This is a genomic window from Oligoflexus tunisiensis (genome assembly GCF_001748245.1).
GTDB classification, from domain to species: domain Bacteria; phylum Bdellovibrionota_B; class Oligoflexia; order Oligoflexales; family Oligoflexaceae; genus Oligoflexus; species Oligoflexus tunisiensis.
Genome location: NZ_BDFO01000001.1, coordinates 5,333,710 through 5,349,530, shown reverse-complemented (window position 1 = coordinate 5,349,530; position 15,821 = coordinate 5,333,710). Strand labels below are relative to the sequence as shown.

At 55.2% G+C, this 15,821-nt stretch carries 17 protein-coding genes; 10 read left to right on the top strand and 7 right to left on the bottom strand.

Annotation, left to right across the window (positions count from 1 at the left end; genetic code table 11):
* The first annotated feature begins 49 nt into the window (after positions 1-49).
* From OLTU_RS22035 to grrM, 3 genes are all read left to right on the top strand, one after another.
* The gene (locus OLTU_RS22035) at positions 50-727 is read left to right on the top strand and encodes a hypothetical protein (protein ID WP_218110186.1); all 678 of its coding nucleotides are present in this window, start codon (positions 50-52) and stop codon (positions 725-727) included.
* Positions 724-1,101: a hypothetical protein gene (locus OLTU_RS32455; RefSeq protein ID WP_141734910.1), complete on the top strand. Its 378-nt coding sequence runs from the start codon at positions 724-726 to the stop codon at positions 1,099-1,101. The genes OLTU_RS22035 and OLTU_RS32455 overlap by 4 nt, the downstream gene beginning before the upstream one ends.
* Before the next feature lie 61 nt (positions 1,102-1,162).
* Positions 1,163-2,317 (top strand): cyclophane-forming radical SAM/SPASM peptide maturase GrrM/OscB, encoded by a 1,155-nt coding sequence (grrM, locus tag OLTU_RS22025; RefSeq protein WP_141734909.1) that lies wholly within the window; start codon positions 1,163-1,165, stop codon positions 2,315-2,317.
* Between the two features lie 5 nt (positions 2,318-2,322).
* Here the strand turns inward: grrM and OLTU_RS22020 are convergent, their stop codons facing one another.
* From OLTU_RS22020 to OLTU_RS21995, 6 genes are all read right to left on the bottom strand, one after another.
* The gene (locus OLTU_RS22020) at positions 2,323-3,381 is read right to left on the bottom strand and encodes a hemerythrin domain-containing protein (protein WP_141734908.1); all 1,059 of its coding nucleotides are present in this window, start codon (positions 3,379-3,381) and stop codon (positions 2,323-2,325) included.
* Positions 3,382-3,464: 83 nt separating this feature from the next.
* Positions 3,465-4,295, bottom strand: a complete 831-nt coding sequence (locus OLTU_RS22015; RefSeq protein WP_141734907.1) for a hypothetical protein — start codon at positions 4,293-4,295, stop codon at positions 3,465-3,467.
* Between the two features lie 4 nt (positions 4,296-4,299).
* Positions 4,300-5,403, bottom strand: a complete 1,104-nt coding sequence (locus tag OLTU_RS22010) for a hypothetical protein (RefSeq protein WP_141734906.1) — start codon at positions 5,401-5,403, stop codon at positions 4,300-4,302.
* Positions 5,404-5,475: 72 nt separating this feature from the next.
* Entirely contained in the window at positions 5,476-5,988 is a 513-nt protein-coding gene (locus OLTU_RS22005; RefSeq protein ID WP_141734905.1) for a hypothetical protein, read from the bottom strand.
* A 32-nt stretch (positions 5,989-6,020) separates the two neighbouring features.
* The gene (locus tag OLTU_RS22000) at positions 6,021-8,012 is read right to left on the bottom strand and encodes a hypothetical protein (RefSeq protein ID WP_141734904.1); all 1,992 of its coding nucleotides are present in this window, start codon (positions 8,010-8,012) and stop codon (positions 6,021-6,023) included.
* 204 nt (positions 8,013-8,216) lie between these two features.
* Positions 8,217-8,840, bottom strand: coding sequence for a hypothetical protein (locus tag OLTU_RS21995; protein ID WP_218110185.1), 624 nt, complete (start codon positions 8,838-8,840; stop codon positions 8,217-8,219).
* 434 nt (positions 8,841-9,274) lie between these two features.
* Here OLTU_RS21995 and OLTU_RS21990 point away from each other — a divergent pair, with 434 nt between their 5' ends.
* Positions 9,275-9,523: a hypothetical protein gene (locus tag OLTU_RS21990; protein ID WP_141734902.1), complete on the top strand. Its 249-nt coding sequence runs from the start codon at positions 9,275-9,277 to the stop codon at positions 9,521-9,523.
* Between the two features lie 75 nt (positions 9,524-9,598).
* Here the strand turns inward: OLTU_RS21990 and rpmG are convergent, their stop codons facing one another.
* Entirely contained in the window at positions 9,599-9,766 is a 168-nt protein-coding gene (gene rpmG / locus OLTU_RS21985) for a 50S ribosomal protein L33 (RefSeq protein WP_141734901.1), read from the bottom strand.
* A gap of 45 nt (positions 9,767-9,811) precedes the next feature.
* On the opposite strand from rpmG, the gene OLTU_RS21980 reads away from it, so the two are divergent.
* The 6 genes from OLTU_RS21980 (at position 9,812) to OLTU_RS21955 (ending at position 15,691) form a co-directional block, all read left to right on the top strand.
* Positions 9,812-10,207 (top strand): GatB/YqeY domain-containing protein, encoded by a 396-nt coding sequence (locus OLTU_RS21980; RefSeq protein WP_141734900.1) that lies wholly within the window; start codon positions 9,812-9,814, stop codon positions 10,205-10,207.
* Positions 10,204-10,965: a 3'(2'),5'-bisphosphate nucleotidase CysQ family protein gene (locus OLTU_RS21975; protein WP_141734899.1), complete on the top strand. Its 762-nt coding sequence runs from the start codon at positions 10,204-10,206 to the stop codon at positions 10,963-10,965. Before OLTU_RS21980 ends, OLTU_RS21975 begins: the two co-directional genes overlap by 4 nt.
* A gap of 83 nt (positions 10,966-11,048) precedes the next feature.
* A complete protein-coding gene (locus OLTU_RS21970) occupies positions 11,049-11,480 on the top strand; it encodes a response regulator (RefSeq protein WP_141734898.1) in 432 nt (143 codons plus the stop codon).
* Entirely contained in the window at positions 11,435-12,715 is a 1,281-nt protein-coding gene (locus OLTU_RS21965; RefSeq protein ID WP_141734897.1) for a hypothetical protein, read from the top strand. Before OLTU_RS21970 ends, OLTU_RS21965 begins: the two co-directional genes overlap by 46 nt.
* Before the next feature lie 7 nt (positions 12,716-12,722).
* Positions 12,723-14,240, top strand: a complete 1,518-nt coding sequence (locus tag OLTU_RS21960; protein ID WP_176736849.1) for a S1C family serine protease — start codon at positions 12,723-12,725, stop codon at positions 14,238-14,240.
* Complete coding sequence (locus OLTU_RS21955) at positions 14,237-15,691, top strand: S1C family serine protease (protein ID WP_141734895.1); 1,455 nt, start codon at positions 14,237-14,239, stop codon at positions 15,689-15,691. The genes OLTU_RS21960 and OLTU_RS21955 overlap by 4 nt, the downstream gene beginning before the upstream one ends.
* Positions 15,692-15,821: the final 130 nt, after the last annotated feature.

The following is a 15,821-nucleotide window of genomic DNA, read 5'->3' as shown; positions in this document are numbered from 1 at the left end:
CTCAAGGCTAAAGCCAATCCGGGCGCGGGATCTTACTTTATCTCAGCCTATGCCGTCGATTCCAGCTAAGGTCGTGCGTACCGAGCGTTCTGTGTCCGAGCCGACAAAGATTCCCAAAGATCCCGTTGCCGAAAGCGAGACTCCGATCGTGCAGGAGACTGTCGAACCTGCTCCTGACAAGGCTCCTGAACCGCTAACGCCTCCGCCTCTGGATCTTAAAAAATTTGCGATTGATGAGATTCTGGCCCTGCCGATCCCAGAACAGAAAAAATTTTTGACCAAAAATCAACTGCAGCATCCGGAAAAATTCACAAGATTTCGCAATATCTCCCAGCCGTCTGTGATTGAGCAGTATCTGAAGGGAGATTTCAGCGGAAAGATTGAAGGCAAAAGCGGCGAGGAGTGGTACCTGCGTATGAACATCGACGGTGAAGTCGAGCAGGATCATTTCCAAGGTGAAATCGCCGTCGAACTTCTCGATAAGACCCGTTCGCCGCTGAGTCGCAGCCATCTGCGAGGGCCCCTGGACGATCACATCCGTGTGGTGGAGGAAGGAGACCGGAGTTCACTCCTCATCCAACCGACCGGACCTGAAAACGTCAAGCTTTATCAGGTTTTCATCGGTGGCAAGAGCAAGCAGCAACTGACGGGAAATTACTATGCTCGCAATGGAGAGGGCAAGCTCCAGATTCTCGGATCTTTTGTGCTGACGAAAGGAGAGTTATGAATTCTGAACACTTGGACAAGGTCAAGGAACTTCTGAAGGATCTGAAACGCAGCGAAGGATCGAACAATGTGATGAAGCGGGCAGCGGTTGTCGCCGTTGTGCTGGGTTTCATCAAGTCCACGGCGGGCCTTGCCGGCGACGGCGATGTCAACAAGCTGGTCAAGGCTTTGGGTCCCGACACCGAACGCTCCGAAACAACCCGCCCCTGGGGGGATTGGAGTGATTGGAAGGACTGGAAAGACTGGTCGGACTGGAACGATTGGAACAACTGGTCTGATTGGAAGGATTGGAACGATTGGAAGGATTGGAACGACTGGAAAGACTGGAAAAATTGGAACAACTGGAGAGATTGGATGAACTTCTATCCAATGTGACAACGTTGATCAAGCGGTTCCTTCCCGGAGGGGAAGGGGCCGCAGCCCACGGAGGTGCTGGATGGGACCGTTGCGACTGCTTATTCTTCAAGCGACACCGTTCTGCAATTTAAATTGCACCTATTGCTATCTGCCGGACAAAACGATTCGCCGCCGTATGAGCCTCGAAGTCATCGAGCAGAGCGTCGCCCGTATTGTCGCATCCGGCCTCATTCATAAGGAGTTTTCGATCGTCTGGCATGCGGGCGAACCGCTCGCGGCCGGCATGAAATTCTATCGGGAAGCGGACGCCGCCATTCGCAAGCATGTGCCGGCGGAGGTGAAATTCAAACACTGCCTGCAGACCAATGGCACGTTGATCAATCGCGAATGGTGCACACTCTTCAAGGAGCTGCCGATCAGCGTCGGGGTCAGCGTCGATGGGCCCGCCTTTATCAATGACAAGTTTCGAGTGGATCGTCGCGGCAAGGGTTCGCTGGCTCAGATTGAGCAGGGTGTGGCGCATCTGAGGGATGCCGGGCTGCCCTTTTACACCATCTCGGTCGTCACCAAGGATGCGGTTCAGCAGCCTGATGCGATCTTTCGCTATCTTTATCAATTGGGTCCGGAATGCATCGCCTTCAACGTCGAGGAAATCGAAGGCGTCCATGAATCGTCCAGTCTGCAGTCAGTGACTGTGGAGGAATTCGGCCGCTTTATGGAGCGTATGCATGAGCTGAGCTTTGAAGTGGGGCAACCCAACCTTGTGCGCGAATTCCGTCATGCCCATGCCGCGATCATGGGCACCGTGCGCAAAGTGCCACGGGGTCTTGCGATGGAAAACAATCCGCTGGCCATCATCAATGTCGATGTCGACGGCAATTTCAGCAGCTTCAGTCCAGAGCTACTAGGCATGAAGCATCCCACGCATGGGGACTTCATCCTCGGCAACTTCCTGCACTCGGGGATTGAAGAGCTGAAGCAGTCCACGAAATTTCAGGAGATGACGCGCGAGATTGAAGCTGGTGTGAAGGCCTGCCAGGCAAGCTGTGAATACTTTCATTTCTGCGGGGGCGGAGCACCGTCCAACAAACTCTTTGAGAATGGTTCGTTCAACTCCGCAGAAACGCTGCACTGTCGGATGACCAAAAAGGTGATCACGGACATCGTGCTGAGCCGCATGGAAACCATGCTGGCTCATGATTTGCCGGCAGAGTATGCCGAGCTGATGGCTTGAAGGGGTTATACGGAAGCGGTCGACTCCCGGCCGGTCTGCGGAGGGACCGTTTCCAGCCCCCCGATATTTTCCTGAATACGCTGCCTGGCCTTAAGAAAATGCTGGGCCAGATCCCGACGCAGCTCCTCGCTGCTGTTTCTGCGGATGAGTTTGAAGAGCTGATTTTCCTCCTCCTCCACATGCTGGGAGACGAGCTGATGCAGCTCATCGATTTTGTCGAGGAAGGGTTCATGCTCGTCCAGCACATCGGAGACTTCATCGAGCAGCACCCGGATATCAGCATGATCCTGCCGGGCTTCGCCCAGGTATTCCCGCATGGAATCCACAGCCTGGAAGCGTATGTAAACCGTTTCCTCTTCGGCGATGGAATGGGCGTTGAGATCCGCCTTCAGCTGCCGGAAGATGCCGAGAGCGCGTTCATGGGTTTTCGCGTCTTCAATTTCCTTGAACAGAAGTTCCACTTTGCGGTGGTCCATTTGCAGAACTGAAAAAATTTCCCTCTCGTCCATGTTGTTTCCTTTCCGATGAATCACACGACCGGCAAGTCCGGCTACGGCGTCACGCGCACGCGATAACAGGCCCTCCTGCATCTCCTTCCCGGTCAGCCACGAGACGCCGGCGTGATCCATGAAGTGAATCAGTAGATTCATATGGGTATTGAGATCCGACTGCATGCCTTCCAGTGGGGCCAGCGTCAAACGAATGTCCGGCAGGGATTTCTGGGAAACTTTGAGGGCGAGCTGGACCGCGGTCTGCTGATGTTTTTTCAGCAGCATGTAGGCGTGCAATTTTTCCACGGGCTGGGATGTTTCCCCCACCACGATATCAATCAGAAGATCAGCGATCTGTTCCGTGGACCGCCGCGGTGCTGCGCGCACCCCAAAGGCGGTCATCACCGTTTCCAGGTGTTCCACATTCCTTTGGTCGTCATCGGCCATGCTGCGGAAGTGTTCATCCCAGAAACCCGCACGTTCGTTGCAAAGGGCCAGGGCTCTTTGTCGATACATCATGTCAGACAGTTCACAACCTAGGGCGTCCCGGAGGGATTCTTCGGCAATCTGCATAGGTAATTCCTCGTGTTATGGTCCTGTTCCTTCACGAGGAAGCTATAACATCGCTACGGTGTTCTTCCCATCCGCAATTCACACTATGACTTTCCAGGGTAGGAAAGCAGGATGAGCTGCATGCGGACGGCAGGGGTTTGAATCAGGCCGTCGAAACGAATTTCAAGACCAGGACTGCAGGCACGTTCGGCTGTGGTTTCGAATTGAAACTGAATACCATTCTGCAGAAGAGGCGGCCTGATCATGAGACCATCCGGGACCGGCAGGGCTTCCTGAGGGCCGGCCGCGCGGGAATTCCCATCTATATTGTAATAGATGAGGCTCTCCCAACGCATATCCTGGCGAGGCTGCTCACGATCCACAAGGAAAGCCTTCGGCCCCCAGATAATCTGAACACGACGCGATCCGTCCTGGTTTAAACGCGTGCTGATGCTTTCCAATTCCTCCGTGGTCTCCTGAAGTGTGGTCAGCACCGTGTCGGCACAGGGCGCACAGAATTCAGGGTGGCTGTAAACCTCTTCCAACTCCAGAGCCAGATCATTCACCATGTCATAGACCTTATCGAGCCTTTGCCAGTCTTCCTGAATCGCTGAACAGGATCTTTGTTCAGGAACAGTTGGAATGATGAAACTCGTGCCTTCGAGGGTGAAGACCTTGCCATCATCCGATTTCACCGGCCCAGGTTTGATCACGCTGATGAACGTTTGATCCGCCAGCACTTTTTTCGCGAGTCGCGTACTTTGCTGCAGACGCCGCGAAAGATCCTTGGGGGATTCCGTTCCTTTCTGCAGGGAGCGGAGCAGGTGATGAACCTGCGTGGCCTGTGTGCTCACGGTTACCCGTTGGACGGCGCGGACAACGGGACGAGCGGGAACTTCGACCATAAGAAGAGGCAACATCAGCAGGGCCTTCATGATGTCACCCTTCCTGCACGGCCCGGGCCGCTGCGATCAGGCTGCCTGTGGCATCCGGCTGGGTACCTTGAAAACTCACGTTTCCTGCGGGATCCACACAGAAGGTGGAGACAAAGTAGGGGCTGAAGGAACCGCCCTGCCAGGCCAGATGCACACAAAGATCGGTGCCGCGGCTTTGCGCATCCTGGAAAATCCGGACCAGCGTCTCATCCACGATTTGACGACAGGCGGGATGGGGACCGGAACCCACGGCCGTACAAGGGGCGAGAGACTTTTGCGCGACATCGAAAAGTTTCAAAGCCGCCAGATCCAAAATCGCCGCCTTCTTCCAGGCATTCTCCACCGTACTTTCCGCGGTGGCCGGGCCGATCGGAAGGAAACGCAGTCGCGGCCAAAGACTCGCGGCCTGAGCCGGCAGATGCGCCCAATGCTGGATCGCATCCGTGCCGACCGTCATGGCGATCGCTTCAATCCCCATGGGACCACGGCCTTGCAAATGTTCAAGGGCCTGGGTCAGCACCACGGTTTGTTCGGCCGGAATGTGCAGCTCCGTGCGAATCCATTGTATGGCGGCATCCCTGTTCAAGGCAGGTGCCTGCACATGCCAGGCGAGGTTGATATCATGCGGATCCGTGGGAACCAGATGATGGCGCAGGTAAAGCCCGCCTTTGGTTTCATGGCCAAAGGGTTTGCCATTGATCATCATGATTTGCCGGTTGCCCTGAAACTGAGGATCAAAGGCGACACTCAGAGTCACATCAAGAGCCTTCCACGCCACAGGCACTTCACAGTCCACGATCCGCGCCTGGCCGGAGGCGGTTTGGGAAGCGTCCAGCTCCACTTGAAAAGCCAGTTTGCGCGCCGGCATGATATGGATTCGACGTCCTTCATGCTCCACTTCGTAGCGCCAATCGTTGGACGAAGCCTGCATCAGAAAGGGATTGCCCATACGGTCAGCGGGTTCCAGCAGGGCTTCATTCTGCTCCCAGGCCAGCTGGCAAACGCTGTCCTCGTTGGGCAATTCGTAGGCGGCCCCTTCCTCGGCTTGAACATCCCCGCAGGCCGCAAGGCTCAGACTTATCGTCAGAACGGACAAGGATTTTTTCATGGTGAACTCTTTCGCTCCAGGTCGACAGGCCCGCTCGCATGGGAATCATGCGGGCAGGCCTGCTGTGTTTTATCAGTTCAGAGCCAGACCAAACTTATCGAAGGTGTAACGCCGATACTCTTCCAGAAACTCGGCCGACTTTGCATTTAAAGCGTCGGTTTCCGCCTGCAAAGCCTCAGCCTCCGCATCCACCGCTGCCAGAGCCGCTTCGACTTCCGGACTGTTGGCATCCGGGGCCGCATGGACTGCCTGACGGTAAGCGGCATGCGCCGCCTCGTATTTGGCATAAACGGCATCGTAAGTCTTCTGCTGCTCCCGATAAGCATGAAACGTTTCCAGCGCTTCCTCATCACCACTGGCTTGCAGTTCCTCAGCGACTTTTTCCAGACTCGGGGCTTCCACTTTCTTCAGAACCTCGATGGTCCGATCGAGATCCTTCGCGGAGATCTCCTCGGGTTTTGGCTCAGAAGCGGACGGCTGGGAAGCCGCCTCGGATGGCACCGGATCCTTTCCACTCAATTTCTGAAACCCAAGGTATGTGACACCAACCAGCACGAGAACACCTGCTATGACTTTGCGTTTCATGGGATACCTCCTTCGATACTAGGTTATGGCCTTCAGGGGGCATCAACTGTCAGATCAATCACGGCGTTGCCTTTCAACGTCCGGAACGACTGCTCGTTATAGTTCCGGGTGATGATCGCGCTGAAATCCTCGTGATGGCTTGTGCTGCCGCTGCGGCTGCCGGCGATTTCATCCAGCGATTTCATGACCACACTGGTGACCTTGCAGTAGACGTTGGGACCGCAGATGGCTTCCAGTCCGGTGCCGAGGCTCGAGAAGAACTTCGTTTGATCGGGAATATTCTGCGGCGCTTCCACGATTTCGGTTCGCCATGATTTCGCATAGGTCATCAGGAATTCCGTGGTGATCTCGTTGATGGCCTTGTTGCGCAGAGCATCGAGTCGAGCCTGGGCATCACCGGAGTTGGGTGAAGCATCGCTGGGATTTTCATCCGTTTTGCAACTGATGCCATTGAAGCCGGAGCTGGTGCGGCGGGTATCGTCCCATTTTTCACCCCACCAGAGGAAGTTCCACTCACCCGAGTTGCGCACATAGTCCATGGATTTTTGCACATCCAGGGTACAGCTCACGCGCATCGGATCCGCTTTCACGTGGTAGTCGTAATTGAGGGCCACCGACTGAGCCATGACCCGTTGCGGACGCGGCTGGTAGCGATAGGTTTGGAAGGACCAGGCCTTGCGGGCATTGCCCAAAGGCATGATGGATGCCACGGTACTGGGCTGTCCTCGCTTCGACGTGCCCATGCAGTAGACGCCCTGGTTGATATCCGCTCTAAACGTGCCAGCTGACGCGCTGGGTTTGGTTTCGATGGGGCGCAGAGGAACTCCGGCCTTGGTTTTGAAAACCCACTGGCTGGATGGAGTCGCGACTCCGGGCAGGACATCAGAAAATTTCGCACCCGTGATTTTGAAGAAGGTGTTCTTTGGTTGAGTGATCTGGTCCACCATGGGCGAGGAGGAGGTGTCGGTGGAACCCGCCGTATGGGAAACAGAATCGACCGTCGAGGCCAGCGTTACGTTGAAGATAGGCAACTGACGAACACCGAAGTTGCGACCTGAAAAGGCGGGTACCTGGGCGAGAGCGGCCTGCATGTCGGCTGCTTCCGTGCCCCAGATCGAATAGCTCGAGGAGGCGAGACCGACCACCTTGGTTTCAAAGACCTGCAGAGTTTTCTCATTGCGGCCGAAAACTTCCGTAGCAACTTTATCCACCACAGCCATGGCCTGCTGGGTTTGTTCGATAGCTTCCGCCAGGCGCGTGAGGTCGGCGTCATACGGCAGCCAGGCCTGCTTGGCCGTAAAGTAGGCGTTTTGCAGAGGAATGCGTTCCGCTTCCAATTGAGCCTTCCGGGTGTTCAACGCAGGGGCCTGGGTCTGACGATTGGCGACGGCCTGCTGCAGGGCTTCACGAGCGGCCACGATCTGGTCGGGCAGCGCCACGCTCAGAAGAGTGGCAGCTGTGTTGATCGCTGTGTCGAGAGCGGCGAGCTGCGACTTCACCTCATCGATCTCATTGTCCTTCAGCTGCAGTTTTTCCTCGGCAATTTTGAAGGCGGCGTATTCCGGTTTCTCCTTCAAAAGTTCCGCGCTGGCCATCTTGGTGGCCAGAGACGTGATGAGGTTGGCGAAGCGATAGTAGTTGCCATACTGCAGGTCAAAGTATGGGGAATACGCGCCCTGCGCGGCTCTGGTTTCAAACTCCGCCTGCGGTGGCAGCTTGTAGGTCAGGGCAAACTGGTTTTCAAGGACCGGACAGTTGACCGCGCCGTTCACAGGTGAATAGACACCGGCCTGGGTTTTTTTCGACGAAGGGGAAACATAAAGAATTTTGGAATCCAGATGATCCTGGAAAAGGGCGGTGCCTGCCAGGTTTGGATTCCTTTGGATGGCCTGGGCCTGAGACAGTTTCAAGGATGAATTCTGGGCTCCCGTGTAGCTCGGCAAGGCATAAACCTGTGAGCTGGTGGCTGTGAATGAAGCCAGCAATAAAAGAGAAAGAGGTCTGCGGAACTGCTTGCAACGCATGAGATGCACTCCATTTAAGGGTTTGTTTCCGTGGGGTTCGTGACGTCATGACCTTCACAAGGCCCACAGTAGGCTGCGGAGTGGGGATCGACAAGCGTCGGGCGGGGCGGCTGCTCAAGATGTGTTCACAAAAAGCGGGAATTGAAGAACAGGGAGGAGGCTGGCTGATCATGGTTCATTATTATGATCAGCCAGCGGCACAGATTAACGAGGGCTGGTGAGTGGCCGCACGTAAACAGGAATTTGGCAGGATTGAGCACGGGGTGCCAGCAGGCTGACCTCCAGGCTTGCCACCGTCATCGGCTGGGGCAGATGATAGCTGATGGTCCGTGAGCGCGTGCTTTCCGGAGCGACAAAGGTGGTGCCATCGCTGGTCACGACGCCGAGGTCGGCCACCTCGTATTCGCTACAGTAGTCGGGAATGACCAGTTCGATATCCTGGGTATAGTAGGACCCCTGAAGGGCGACCGGCTTCCGATTCACAAAGCCACCGGCATGATCCACGACGCCAGCAAAGACGCGCTGGGGCGGGACGGGGGCGACGGTCGCCATGCTTTGGATCGAAATGCTGCAGTCCTGCCAACGGTAGGTATTCTGCACGAAATTGATTTCGATCAGCTCCACCTTCTTATTATCCGTCACGAAAAGATTATTTTGAAAGCGAACTTCACTCAGCGTATTGCTGCCCTGGTAGCGGACCCGTGGATAAACGGAGAACCTTGTACAGGCCCGCGTTGGTACAAACGTAATACGGAAAGGTGTGATGCGTCGCGGCGTCGTTAATGGAAAGGAATAGACCGATTGGCCATAGGGTATTCGCATTTGCATGGTTTTCAGATTATTCCAAACAGGCTGGTTCCCTTGCGCGAAAAGAGGTGTCGCCAACAACAACGAGAGTACAAGGCTGAAAAGATTCAATTTCATCGCATTCCTCTTTTTGAATTTTGCTTGTGACAACTCAAGGGGTATAAGGCGCATCCTGTAAGAAAATCAAGGTGCAGGTTGAATCCTTCCTTTTTGTATAAAAGTTTGCCGGATACCATGCAAGGCGGCCCATTCTTTCACGCGGTAGGAATATGGGTTGTACACCATTCGTGTGCCCTTCTTTTGGATTAGTCGCAAACCGAAGCACCGGTTTTTTTACAAAATAAAGCCAATAAAACCAGAATTTTGAAGAATTAACTCGAGGGATCATCGTTTTGCGCGAAGGGGAATATAGAGTCTCTGCTCAACAGTGCAAACCAACCGTGAGGGTAAAACGTATGGCTCAGGGCATTATTCTGATCATTATGTCTCTTAGTCTCGTGACCGCGGGCATGAGCGCACGCGCTCTCATCCTGGAGTGGCGTAAAGCTCACCGCCAGCTCTATGGGACCATGAATTTTGATGGTCGGGCCACGCGTGGATCGAAGGTGCAGATGCTGACGAACGTGATCGTCTGTCTGGTCTCACTCGTGCTGCTGGCGTGTAGTTTGATGATTTATCAGTTCATCCACTTTCCGGTCCTCTGAGAGTCGAACGCACGAAAAAAAGCGAGCCTTGGATCACGTCCAGGCTCGCTTTTATATTCACAAAGTCAGGATCAATTACTTGATCTTGGCTTCTTTGAACACAACGTGTTGCTTCACTTTAGGATCGTACTTCTTCAGCTGAAGTTTTTCCTGACCGCGTTTTTTCGAGGTCGTATAGAAATACCCGGTTCCTGCGGAAGAAACGAGGCGGATAAGTTCACGGGCCTGTTTGCCTTTTGCCATGGTTTGATATCCTTAAATCATAAGCAGCCAATACCAGGAGAAGAGATGTACCAGAAAGCCTTCGGGATATTCAAGCAAAATCCGTGGCAGCTGGCGGCCCTTTGGGGTAACCTCAGGACACTTGTTGGTTCAACCGCCGAAGGAGCAGGTGCCTTGAGTTTGATGGAACGGATCTCCGAAGACATGAAGACTGCCATGAGGGCCAGAGACAAGTTTAAAACCGGTGTGCTGCGCATGCTGCTCTCCGAGTTTAAGTATGCCATGACTTCCGACCAACGCAGCACCACACTGGAAGATGAGCAGGCCCTCAAAGTCATAACGGCCTACCGGAAGAAGCTGAAAAAATCACTCGACGCCTATCCCGAAGGTGACAAACGTACCGAAATAGCTCAGGAAATCGATATTGTGGAAAGTTATATGGGTGATAGCGTGAAATCATGATCCCTATCACGCGCCTGGAAGACCTCGCCCTGCAAGCGGGTGAGGCCGTCATGAAAGTCTATCGAAGCGGTCAGTTTGACGTCAAAGCCAAGGATGACCAGTCGCCTGTCACGCGGGCGGATTTGGTGTCCAATGAGATCATCTGCCGCGGTCTGCGGGAGCTCGCCGCCTGGCCCATCATTTCTGAGGAAGGCAGCGGCGAATCCTGGCCGGACGCCGATTCCATCTCGACCTATTGGCTCATCGATCCGGTGGACGGGACCAAGGAGTTCATCGCCCGCCGCCCCACCTTTACCGTGAACATCGCCCTGATCGATCAGGGTGTCCCTGTGACGGGTGTGGTCTACGCCCCGGAGCGTGAGGAGCTTTATTCCGGCTCATCGGAGGGGTTCCGCATCAATCAAAAAAGGGTGCAGCCCGTCTGGGGCCCGGATCGCGTGGCCGTCTGCAGCGCCTCGCGGCCTGAAAAGGAGTTCGAGGGTTTCGTGCACGACAATGAACTGAACGCCGTGATCAAAATCGGCTCCTCGATCAAGTATTGTCTGGTGGCCAAGGGCGAAGCCCATTTCTATCCGCGATTCAGCCCTTTGTCCGCCTGGGACATCGGCGCCGGTGATGCGGTGGCTCGTGCTGCAGGCTGTTCCATGCTTGAAATGAGCAGTGGTCTGCCTCTGCGCTATGAGTTCAAACGCCGCTGGAACCCCGCCTTCATTCTTCAGGCGCCTGGTTGCGTCGCTCGCTTAAATCAAAGACAATAGCTCTATCCCTACGTATCCCTCACGACCGTTCCGGGGGATACACAATTACCCGCAGGCTGGCTCTGACCAAGGGAGAAACGACTGTGTTCAGTAAACCCTATCTGATGGTGATCGTGGACGATGAGAGGGACCTCGCAGGCGTTCTCGCGGAATACCTTGAGGATATGTTTCCCGGGGTCTTTGCCGCTCATTTTTTCAATGAGCCGGAAGGCGCCATCAACTTTGTGGAAACGAATCCCGTGCGCGTGGTGGTGACCGAGGTGCGCATGCCGGGTATGGATGGGGATCAGATCAACCTGCGCGTGAAGCAAATGGGTCGCGGTATCAAAACGGTGATCATTACGGGAAACTTGAGTTATACCAAAGCCCTTACCTGCTACAATGATGGTGCTGATGCGTTTATTCAGAAACCATTTAATCCCAGCGAGATCCGCTCGACCTTTCAGAGGGTACTGGATTGCATCGAATCATGGGAAGACGTGCTCCGCAACATCGCGCACGAGAAAGTTTCATAAGGAATCTGCCGCTCGTCCTCGTCCTGCTTTTGTCGGGCTGCTCTGAATCCACCAATATCATGGGTTTGATTGCAGCGTCCTCCGTGGAGCACGATGCGGGCGCCCTGCTTTCGCGTTCCCGCATTCGGCAGGATGCTGGGGACTATGAGGGCGCGTTGAGCGATGCGGAAGCAGCCGTGGCCCTGGCGCCGGACTGCGGAGCCTGCGCGGTCCAGGCCGGTTACTGTCATCTGGGAGTGGCCGGGCTGGATATGTTTCAGCTGACCCGCAAGATGATCGAGAAGAATGCCAGCGAGGACACGGCTGAGGAAGCGGATGCCCCCGCCCTGACGGAATCCGGCAATGCCTCCAGCCAACTCACGGCCCTGGCGAGTCTGGTCGGCCTTGGTTCAAGTGATTATGAAGCCATCACACTCGCAGGCAACCGCCTCGATACGCTGGAAGGAGCGCCAACGACAGGCCCCTTCCGCAGCCTGCCCGTTTATCTGCCCAAGGCCGCACCCGAGGCCCGCGTCTCGGACTCCTCCACGCTGCAGCATATTGCGCGTGCGGTTGAGGTCATTTGTCCCTTCATGCCTTCTTCAGTCAAGATTCTGGGCGAGCAGCCTGATATTCGGCATGCGGCGGAGGCCTGCGTTCGGGATGAGGACGTGGAAGGGGCGGGCAGCAACGCTCTCTTCATTTGGGCGGTCTCTCATCTGGTGGAAGCGATCGCCTTTCATCAGGTAGTTCTTTATACTCAGGATGGTGTGACGCCCAATCTGCAGAAACGTGCGGCCATTCTGGAAAATCAGGGGGAAATTGCCTCGCTGACGGAGTACGTCCAGGCCGTTCAGGATCTTGCAGCAGTGGTGGATATTATTCTGCCCACCGAGGTCAATGCCGCACGTGCTTCCATGCTGACCGCGATGTTCAACGACCTGCAAACGGTTTCGCTGGCCTTTCAACACATGGCCGCTGTGCCCCCGTCCCTCTCCAAGGGTATCGTGGATGCCATCGCGGAACTGCAGGGTCAGAAGGATAAGATTGGCAGCAGCGGGGCGGGCGCGGGTGACAAGGATGAAGGGGCCGTTGCCTTTAAGGATCAGCTGACCGAAGGCATGGCCACGGAGCTGAAAAAACAAATTACGACAAAAATCGATTCGGGCCAGCTGAGTGATCAGGAACGCTCGGATCTTTGTAATGCCTATCGACAGATCAGCACGCAGGCGATTGCGAGCTGTGAGACGCCTTGAGGTTCATATGTTCAAAAGAGGCTGGAGGATCCTGGCACTTGCCCTGATGCTGGGATCCACACAGGGAAATGCCGTGGAATTGGGGCCGGTCCGCAAGGCCATTTTTAAAGTTCGCGTGATTTCCCAGGAACCCGACTATAAACAACCGTGGAATCATCAGCCGGTGAAGTCCTCCTCGGGCACCGGTTTTTATATCGGCCAGGCCGGAATCCTCACCAACGCGCATGTGGTGGCCAATGGCAAATTCATTTCCGTGCTCAGGGACGGAGATGATGAGCCGGTCAGCGCGCGGGTGAAATTCATGGCCCATGACTGTGATCTGGCCCTTCTCGAAGTCCAGGATCCTGGCTATTTCTATGGTGTAACACCGATCGGCTTTGGCGATATCCCGGATGTGCGGGAAATGGTGAATACCGTCGGCTATCCCACCGGAGGGGAACAGCTTTCGATCACCCAGGGCGTGGTCTCGCGGGTGAGCTATCGCCGTTATGTGCACTCGGGAGCGGAGAGTCACCTGCTGGTGCAGGTGGATTCCGCCATCAACCCGGGCAACAGCGGTGGTCCTGTCCTGCAGGGGCAAGTGGCCGTAGGGGTTGCGTTTCAGGCCTTCACAGGCGCGGAGAATACCGGCTACATTATTCCCACGCCGGTCATCAAACGCTTTCTCACCGATATTGCCGACGGGCGTTATGATGGTCATCCCGTCCAGGGCTTCAACGTGCAGGACGGCGCGCTCGAAAATACCGCGACCCGGCGTTATCACGGTTTGAAAGCCGGCGAGGGCGGCGTGAAGGTCAGCGAGGTGGCCTCCTATTCCCCACTTGCGGGATCGGTGGCCTCGGGCGATATCATCCTCGCCATCGACGGCAAGCCGGTCGGCGTGGATGGCAAGATTTCCTATCTGCGGGATCGGTTGCCGTTTCGGGTGCTCTATGATCTGAAGCAGAGAGGCGATGCACTCCGGCTTGATATCCTGCGGCAGGGGAAAAGGCAGAGCATCAACGTGCTGCTGCAGGCCAAGGAGCCTTTCTACAGCGGAGCACACATCTTTCTCAATCAGCCGCGCTTTCTCAAGTTCGCGGGTCTGGTCTTTACCAGCCTGAGTCGGGATTTTCTGGAGATCTGGGGACGCGCCTGGATGATCGATGCCCCGCTTCATTTGCGTTACATTCACAATCATTTTTCCCATATCAAAGAGCTGCAGGGCGCACGTGATGTGATCGTGCTCGCTCAGCGCCTGCCTCATGCCGTGAATACCTTTGCAGGATATTTCATGGATGCGGTGCTGACGCGCGTGAATGGCAAAAAGGTTTTGTCCCTGGAGGATCTCGCCCGGGTGCTCGACGAAGCGGATCAGCCCCACCTGAAATTTGAATTCTGGCAGGAGGACGTGCCCTTGATTCTGCCGCTCGAGGCCTCGCGCCATGCCGACAAGGAAATTACGCAGCGCTACAAAATTCCTTTAACGCGCTGGCTTGGACCCGATGATGATGGTGCGACCGCGGACTGGGGAGCGGAGAAATGAAAAGAATCTGGCTGAGTTTTCTGCTGATCTGGTTCGGACAGCCTCTGCTTGCGAAAAGTTTGGAAGACAGCATCCTGCGCATTCATTCGGTGGTGCAAAGGACGGATTACGATGCGCCCTGGACGGCCAAACAAAATGAACGCATGTCGCACATGGCTGTGGTGCTCGATGAGAGGACTCTGCTCACCGCAGCCTTCGCCGTGAAGGAAGCGCGGTACCTGGAGGCGGAAAAACTGGGGGATCCGAAGCGCTATCCTTTGAAGATTGAATTCGTCGATGAGATTGCCAATCTCGCCGTCCTCCGTTTTGAAGCCGAGGCGCCACCCGAACTCGAAGCCCTGCCGCTCGGATCGGATTTGAGGCTGGGCGACAATGTTATCCTTTATCAGGGGCTCGAAGCGGAAACATTGGTCGGCAACGCGATCAAACTGCGCGAGGTGGAAGTCCGTCCTGTATACCTGGCGGAATATCCTCTGCCGCAATATGTCTTTGAAATGCGACGGTCGGGATATGGCTGGTTTGAACCGATCCTGCGTGATGAAAAATTGGTCGCTGTCGCCATCGGTCAATCGTCCAGTTCTGTCTTTGCCCTGCCGAGTCGCCTCGTCAAGCGCTTCCTGGAAAGCTGGCGTGATCCACCTTACCGCAGTTTCGTTGATCCTGGTTTTAAGGTCAGTTCCATGCTATCGCCTTACCTGCGTGATTGGGCCAAGGCCGACAAGGAGAATGATGGGGTCTGGATTCAAAGGGTGCATGCGAATTCACCATTTGCCGATCTTGTGCAGGTGGGTGACGTGCTGCTTGAATTTCAAGGTGTGCGTATTTCAGCGCGCGGATCCTTTGAGCATCCGCGCTGGGGCCGCATCTCCTATCTCAGTCAGCTCGCGGAGATTGCCGCTGGCGATCGTGTGCGTCTAACCCTTCTGCGCAAGGGGGAAAAGATCAAAGTGGAAAAGGTCATGCCTCCGTATGATCCTTCTCATGAGCGTATTCCACCGCCAGCACTCTCCCAGCCGGTTTATATTATCTTCGGTGGTTTTTTATTTCAGGAGCTTTCTGCTGGTCTTATGCACAGCTGGGGTTCCCAATGGAAACGTCGGGCACCTCTGCCTTATCTATTTGAAGCGGAGTACCAGCGAAATCCCAGCGCCGACGGCAAGGCACGCGCCGTGGTTTTACAAAGAGTCCTGCCGATTGAATACAACAAGGGCTATCATGAAATGGAGGACGTGTTTGTTGCGCAGGTCAATGGCCGCGCAATTCAGCACCTCAAGGATCTCGAAGCGGCCTTGAATGATCCGAAATTTCGGGAGCAGGGTTATGCCCACATAATTGTAGAACCGGGGCATGAGGAAGTAATTCTTTCGTATCAGGGTCTGGATCGGGTCCACAAAACCATCCGCAAGCGTTACGGACTCCCTGAGACAGCCCGCTTCTGGCAACCCGAGTAATCGATCAATGCGACCCTTGGCCGAGGGTCGCCACCTCCTCCAGGTTTTCTTAAGTATACATCCGCATCTATTCATTCCACATAATTCCCGTTAGTATGAGCTCGCGTCAGGACACTTGATGTTTGACAGA

What these genes read in the sequence shown, in the direction of transcription:
- OLTU_RS21995 (WP_218110185.1), bottom strand. Translation starts at nt 8,840, where the DNA reads ATGCAAATGCGAATACCCTATGGCCAATCGGTCTATTCCTTTCCATTA.
- grrM (WP_141734909.1), top strand. Translation starts at nt 1,163, where the DNA reads ATGGGACCGTTGCGACTGCTTATTCTTCAAGCGACACCGTTCTGCAAT.
- OLTU_RS21975 (WP_141734899.1), top strand. Translation starts at nt 10,204, where the DNA reads ATGATCCCTATCACGCGCCTGGAAGACCTCGCCCTGCAAGCGGGTGAG.
- rpmG (WP_141734901.1), bottom strand. Translation starts at nt 9,766, where the DNA reads ATGGCAAAAGGCAAACAGGCCCGTGAACTTATCCGCCTCGTTTCTTCC.
- OLTU_RS22035 (WP_218110186.1), top strand. Translation starts at nt 50, where the DNA reads ATGCCGTCGATTCCAGCTAAGGTCGTGCGTACCGAGCGTTCTGTGTCC.
- OLTU_RS21965 (WP_141734897.1), top strand. Translation starts at nt 11,435, where the DNA reads ATGGGAAGACGTGCTCCGCAACATCGCGCACGAGAAAGTTTCATAAGG.
- OLTU_RS22010 (WP_141734906.1), bottom strand. Translation starts at nt 5,403, where the DNA reads ATGAAAAAATCCTTGTCCGTTCTGACGATAAGTCTGAGCCTTGCGGCC.
- OLTU_RS22000 (WP_141734904.1), bottom strand. Translation starts at nt 8,012, where the DNA reads ATGCGTTGCAAGCAGTTCCGCAGACCTCTTTCTCTTTTATTGCTGGCT.
- OLTU_RS32455 (WP_141734910.1), top strand. Translation starts at nt 724, where the DNA reads ATGAATTCTGAACACTTGGACAAGGTCAAGGAACTTCTGAAGGATCTG.
- OLTU_RS21980 (WP_141734900.1), top strand. Translation starts at nt 9,812, where the DNA reads ATGTACCAGAAAGCCTTCGGGATATTCAAGCAAAATCCGTGGCAGCTG.
- OLTU_RS21955 (WP_141734895.1), top strand. Translation starts at nt 14,237, where the DNA reads ATGAAAAGAATCTGGCTGAGTTTTCTGCTGATCTGGTTCGGACAGCCT.
- OLTU_RS21960 (WP_176736849.1), top strand. Translation starts at nt 12,723, where the DNA reads ATGTTCAAAAGAGGCTGGAGGATCCTGGCACTTGCCCTGATGCTGGGA.
- OLTU_RS22005 (WP_141734905.1), bottom strand. Translation starts at nt 5,988, where the DNA reads ATGAAACGCAAAGTCATAGCAGGTGTTCTCGTGCTGGTTGGTGTCACA.
- OLTU_RS22015 (WP_141734907.1), bottom strand. Translation starts at nt 4,295, where the DNA reads ATGAAGGCCCTGCTGATGTTGCCTCTTCTTATGGTCGAAGTTCCCGCT.
- OLTU_RS21990 (WP_141734902.1), top strand. Translation starts at nt 9,275, where the DNA reads ATGGCTCAGGGCATTATTCTGATCATTATGTCTCTTAGTCTCGTGACC.
- OLTU_RS22020 (WP_141734908.1), bottom strand. Translation starts at nt 3,381, where the DNA reads ATGCAGATTGCCGAAGAATCCCTCCGGGACGCCCTAGGTTGTGAACTG.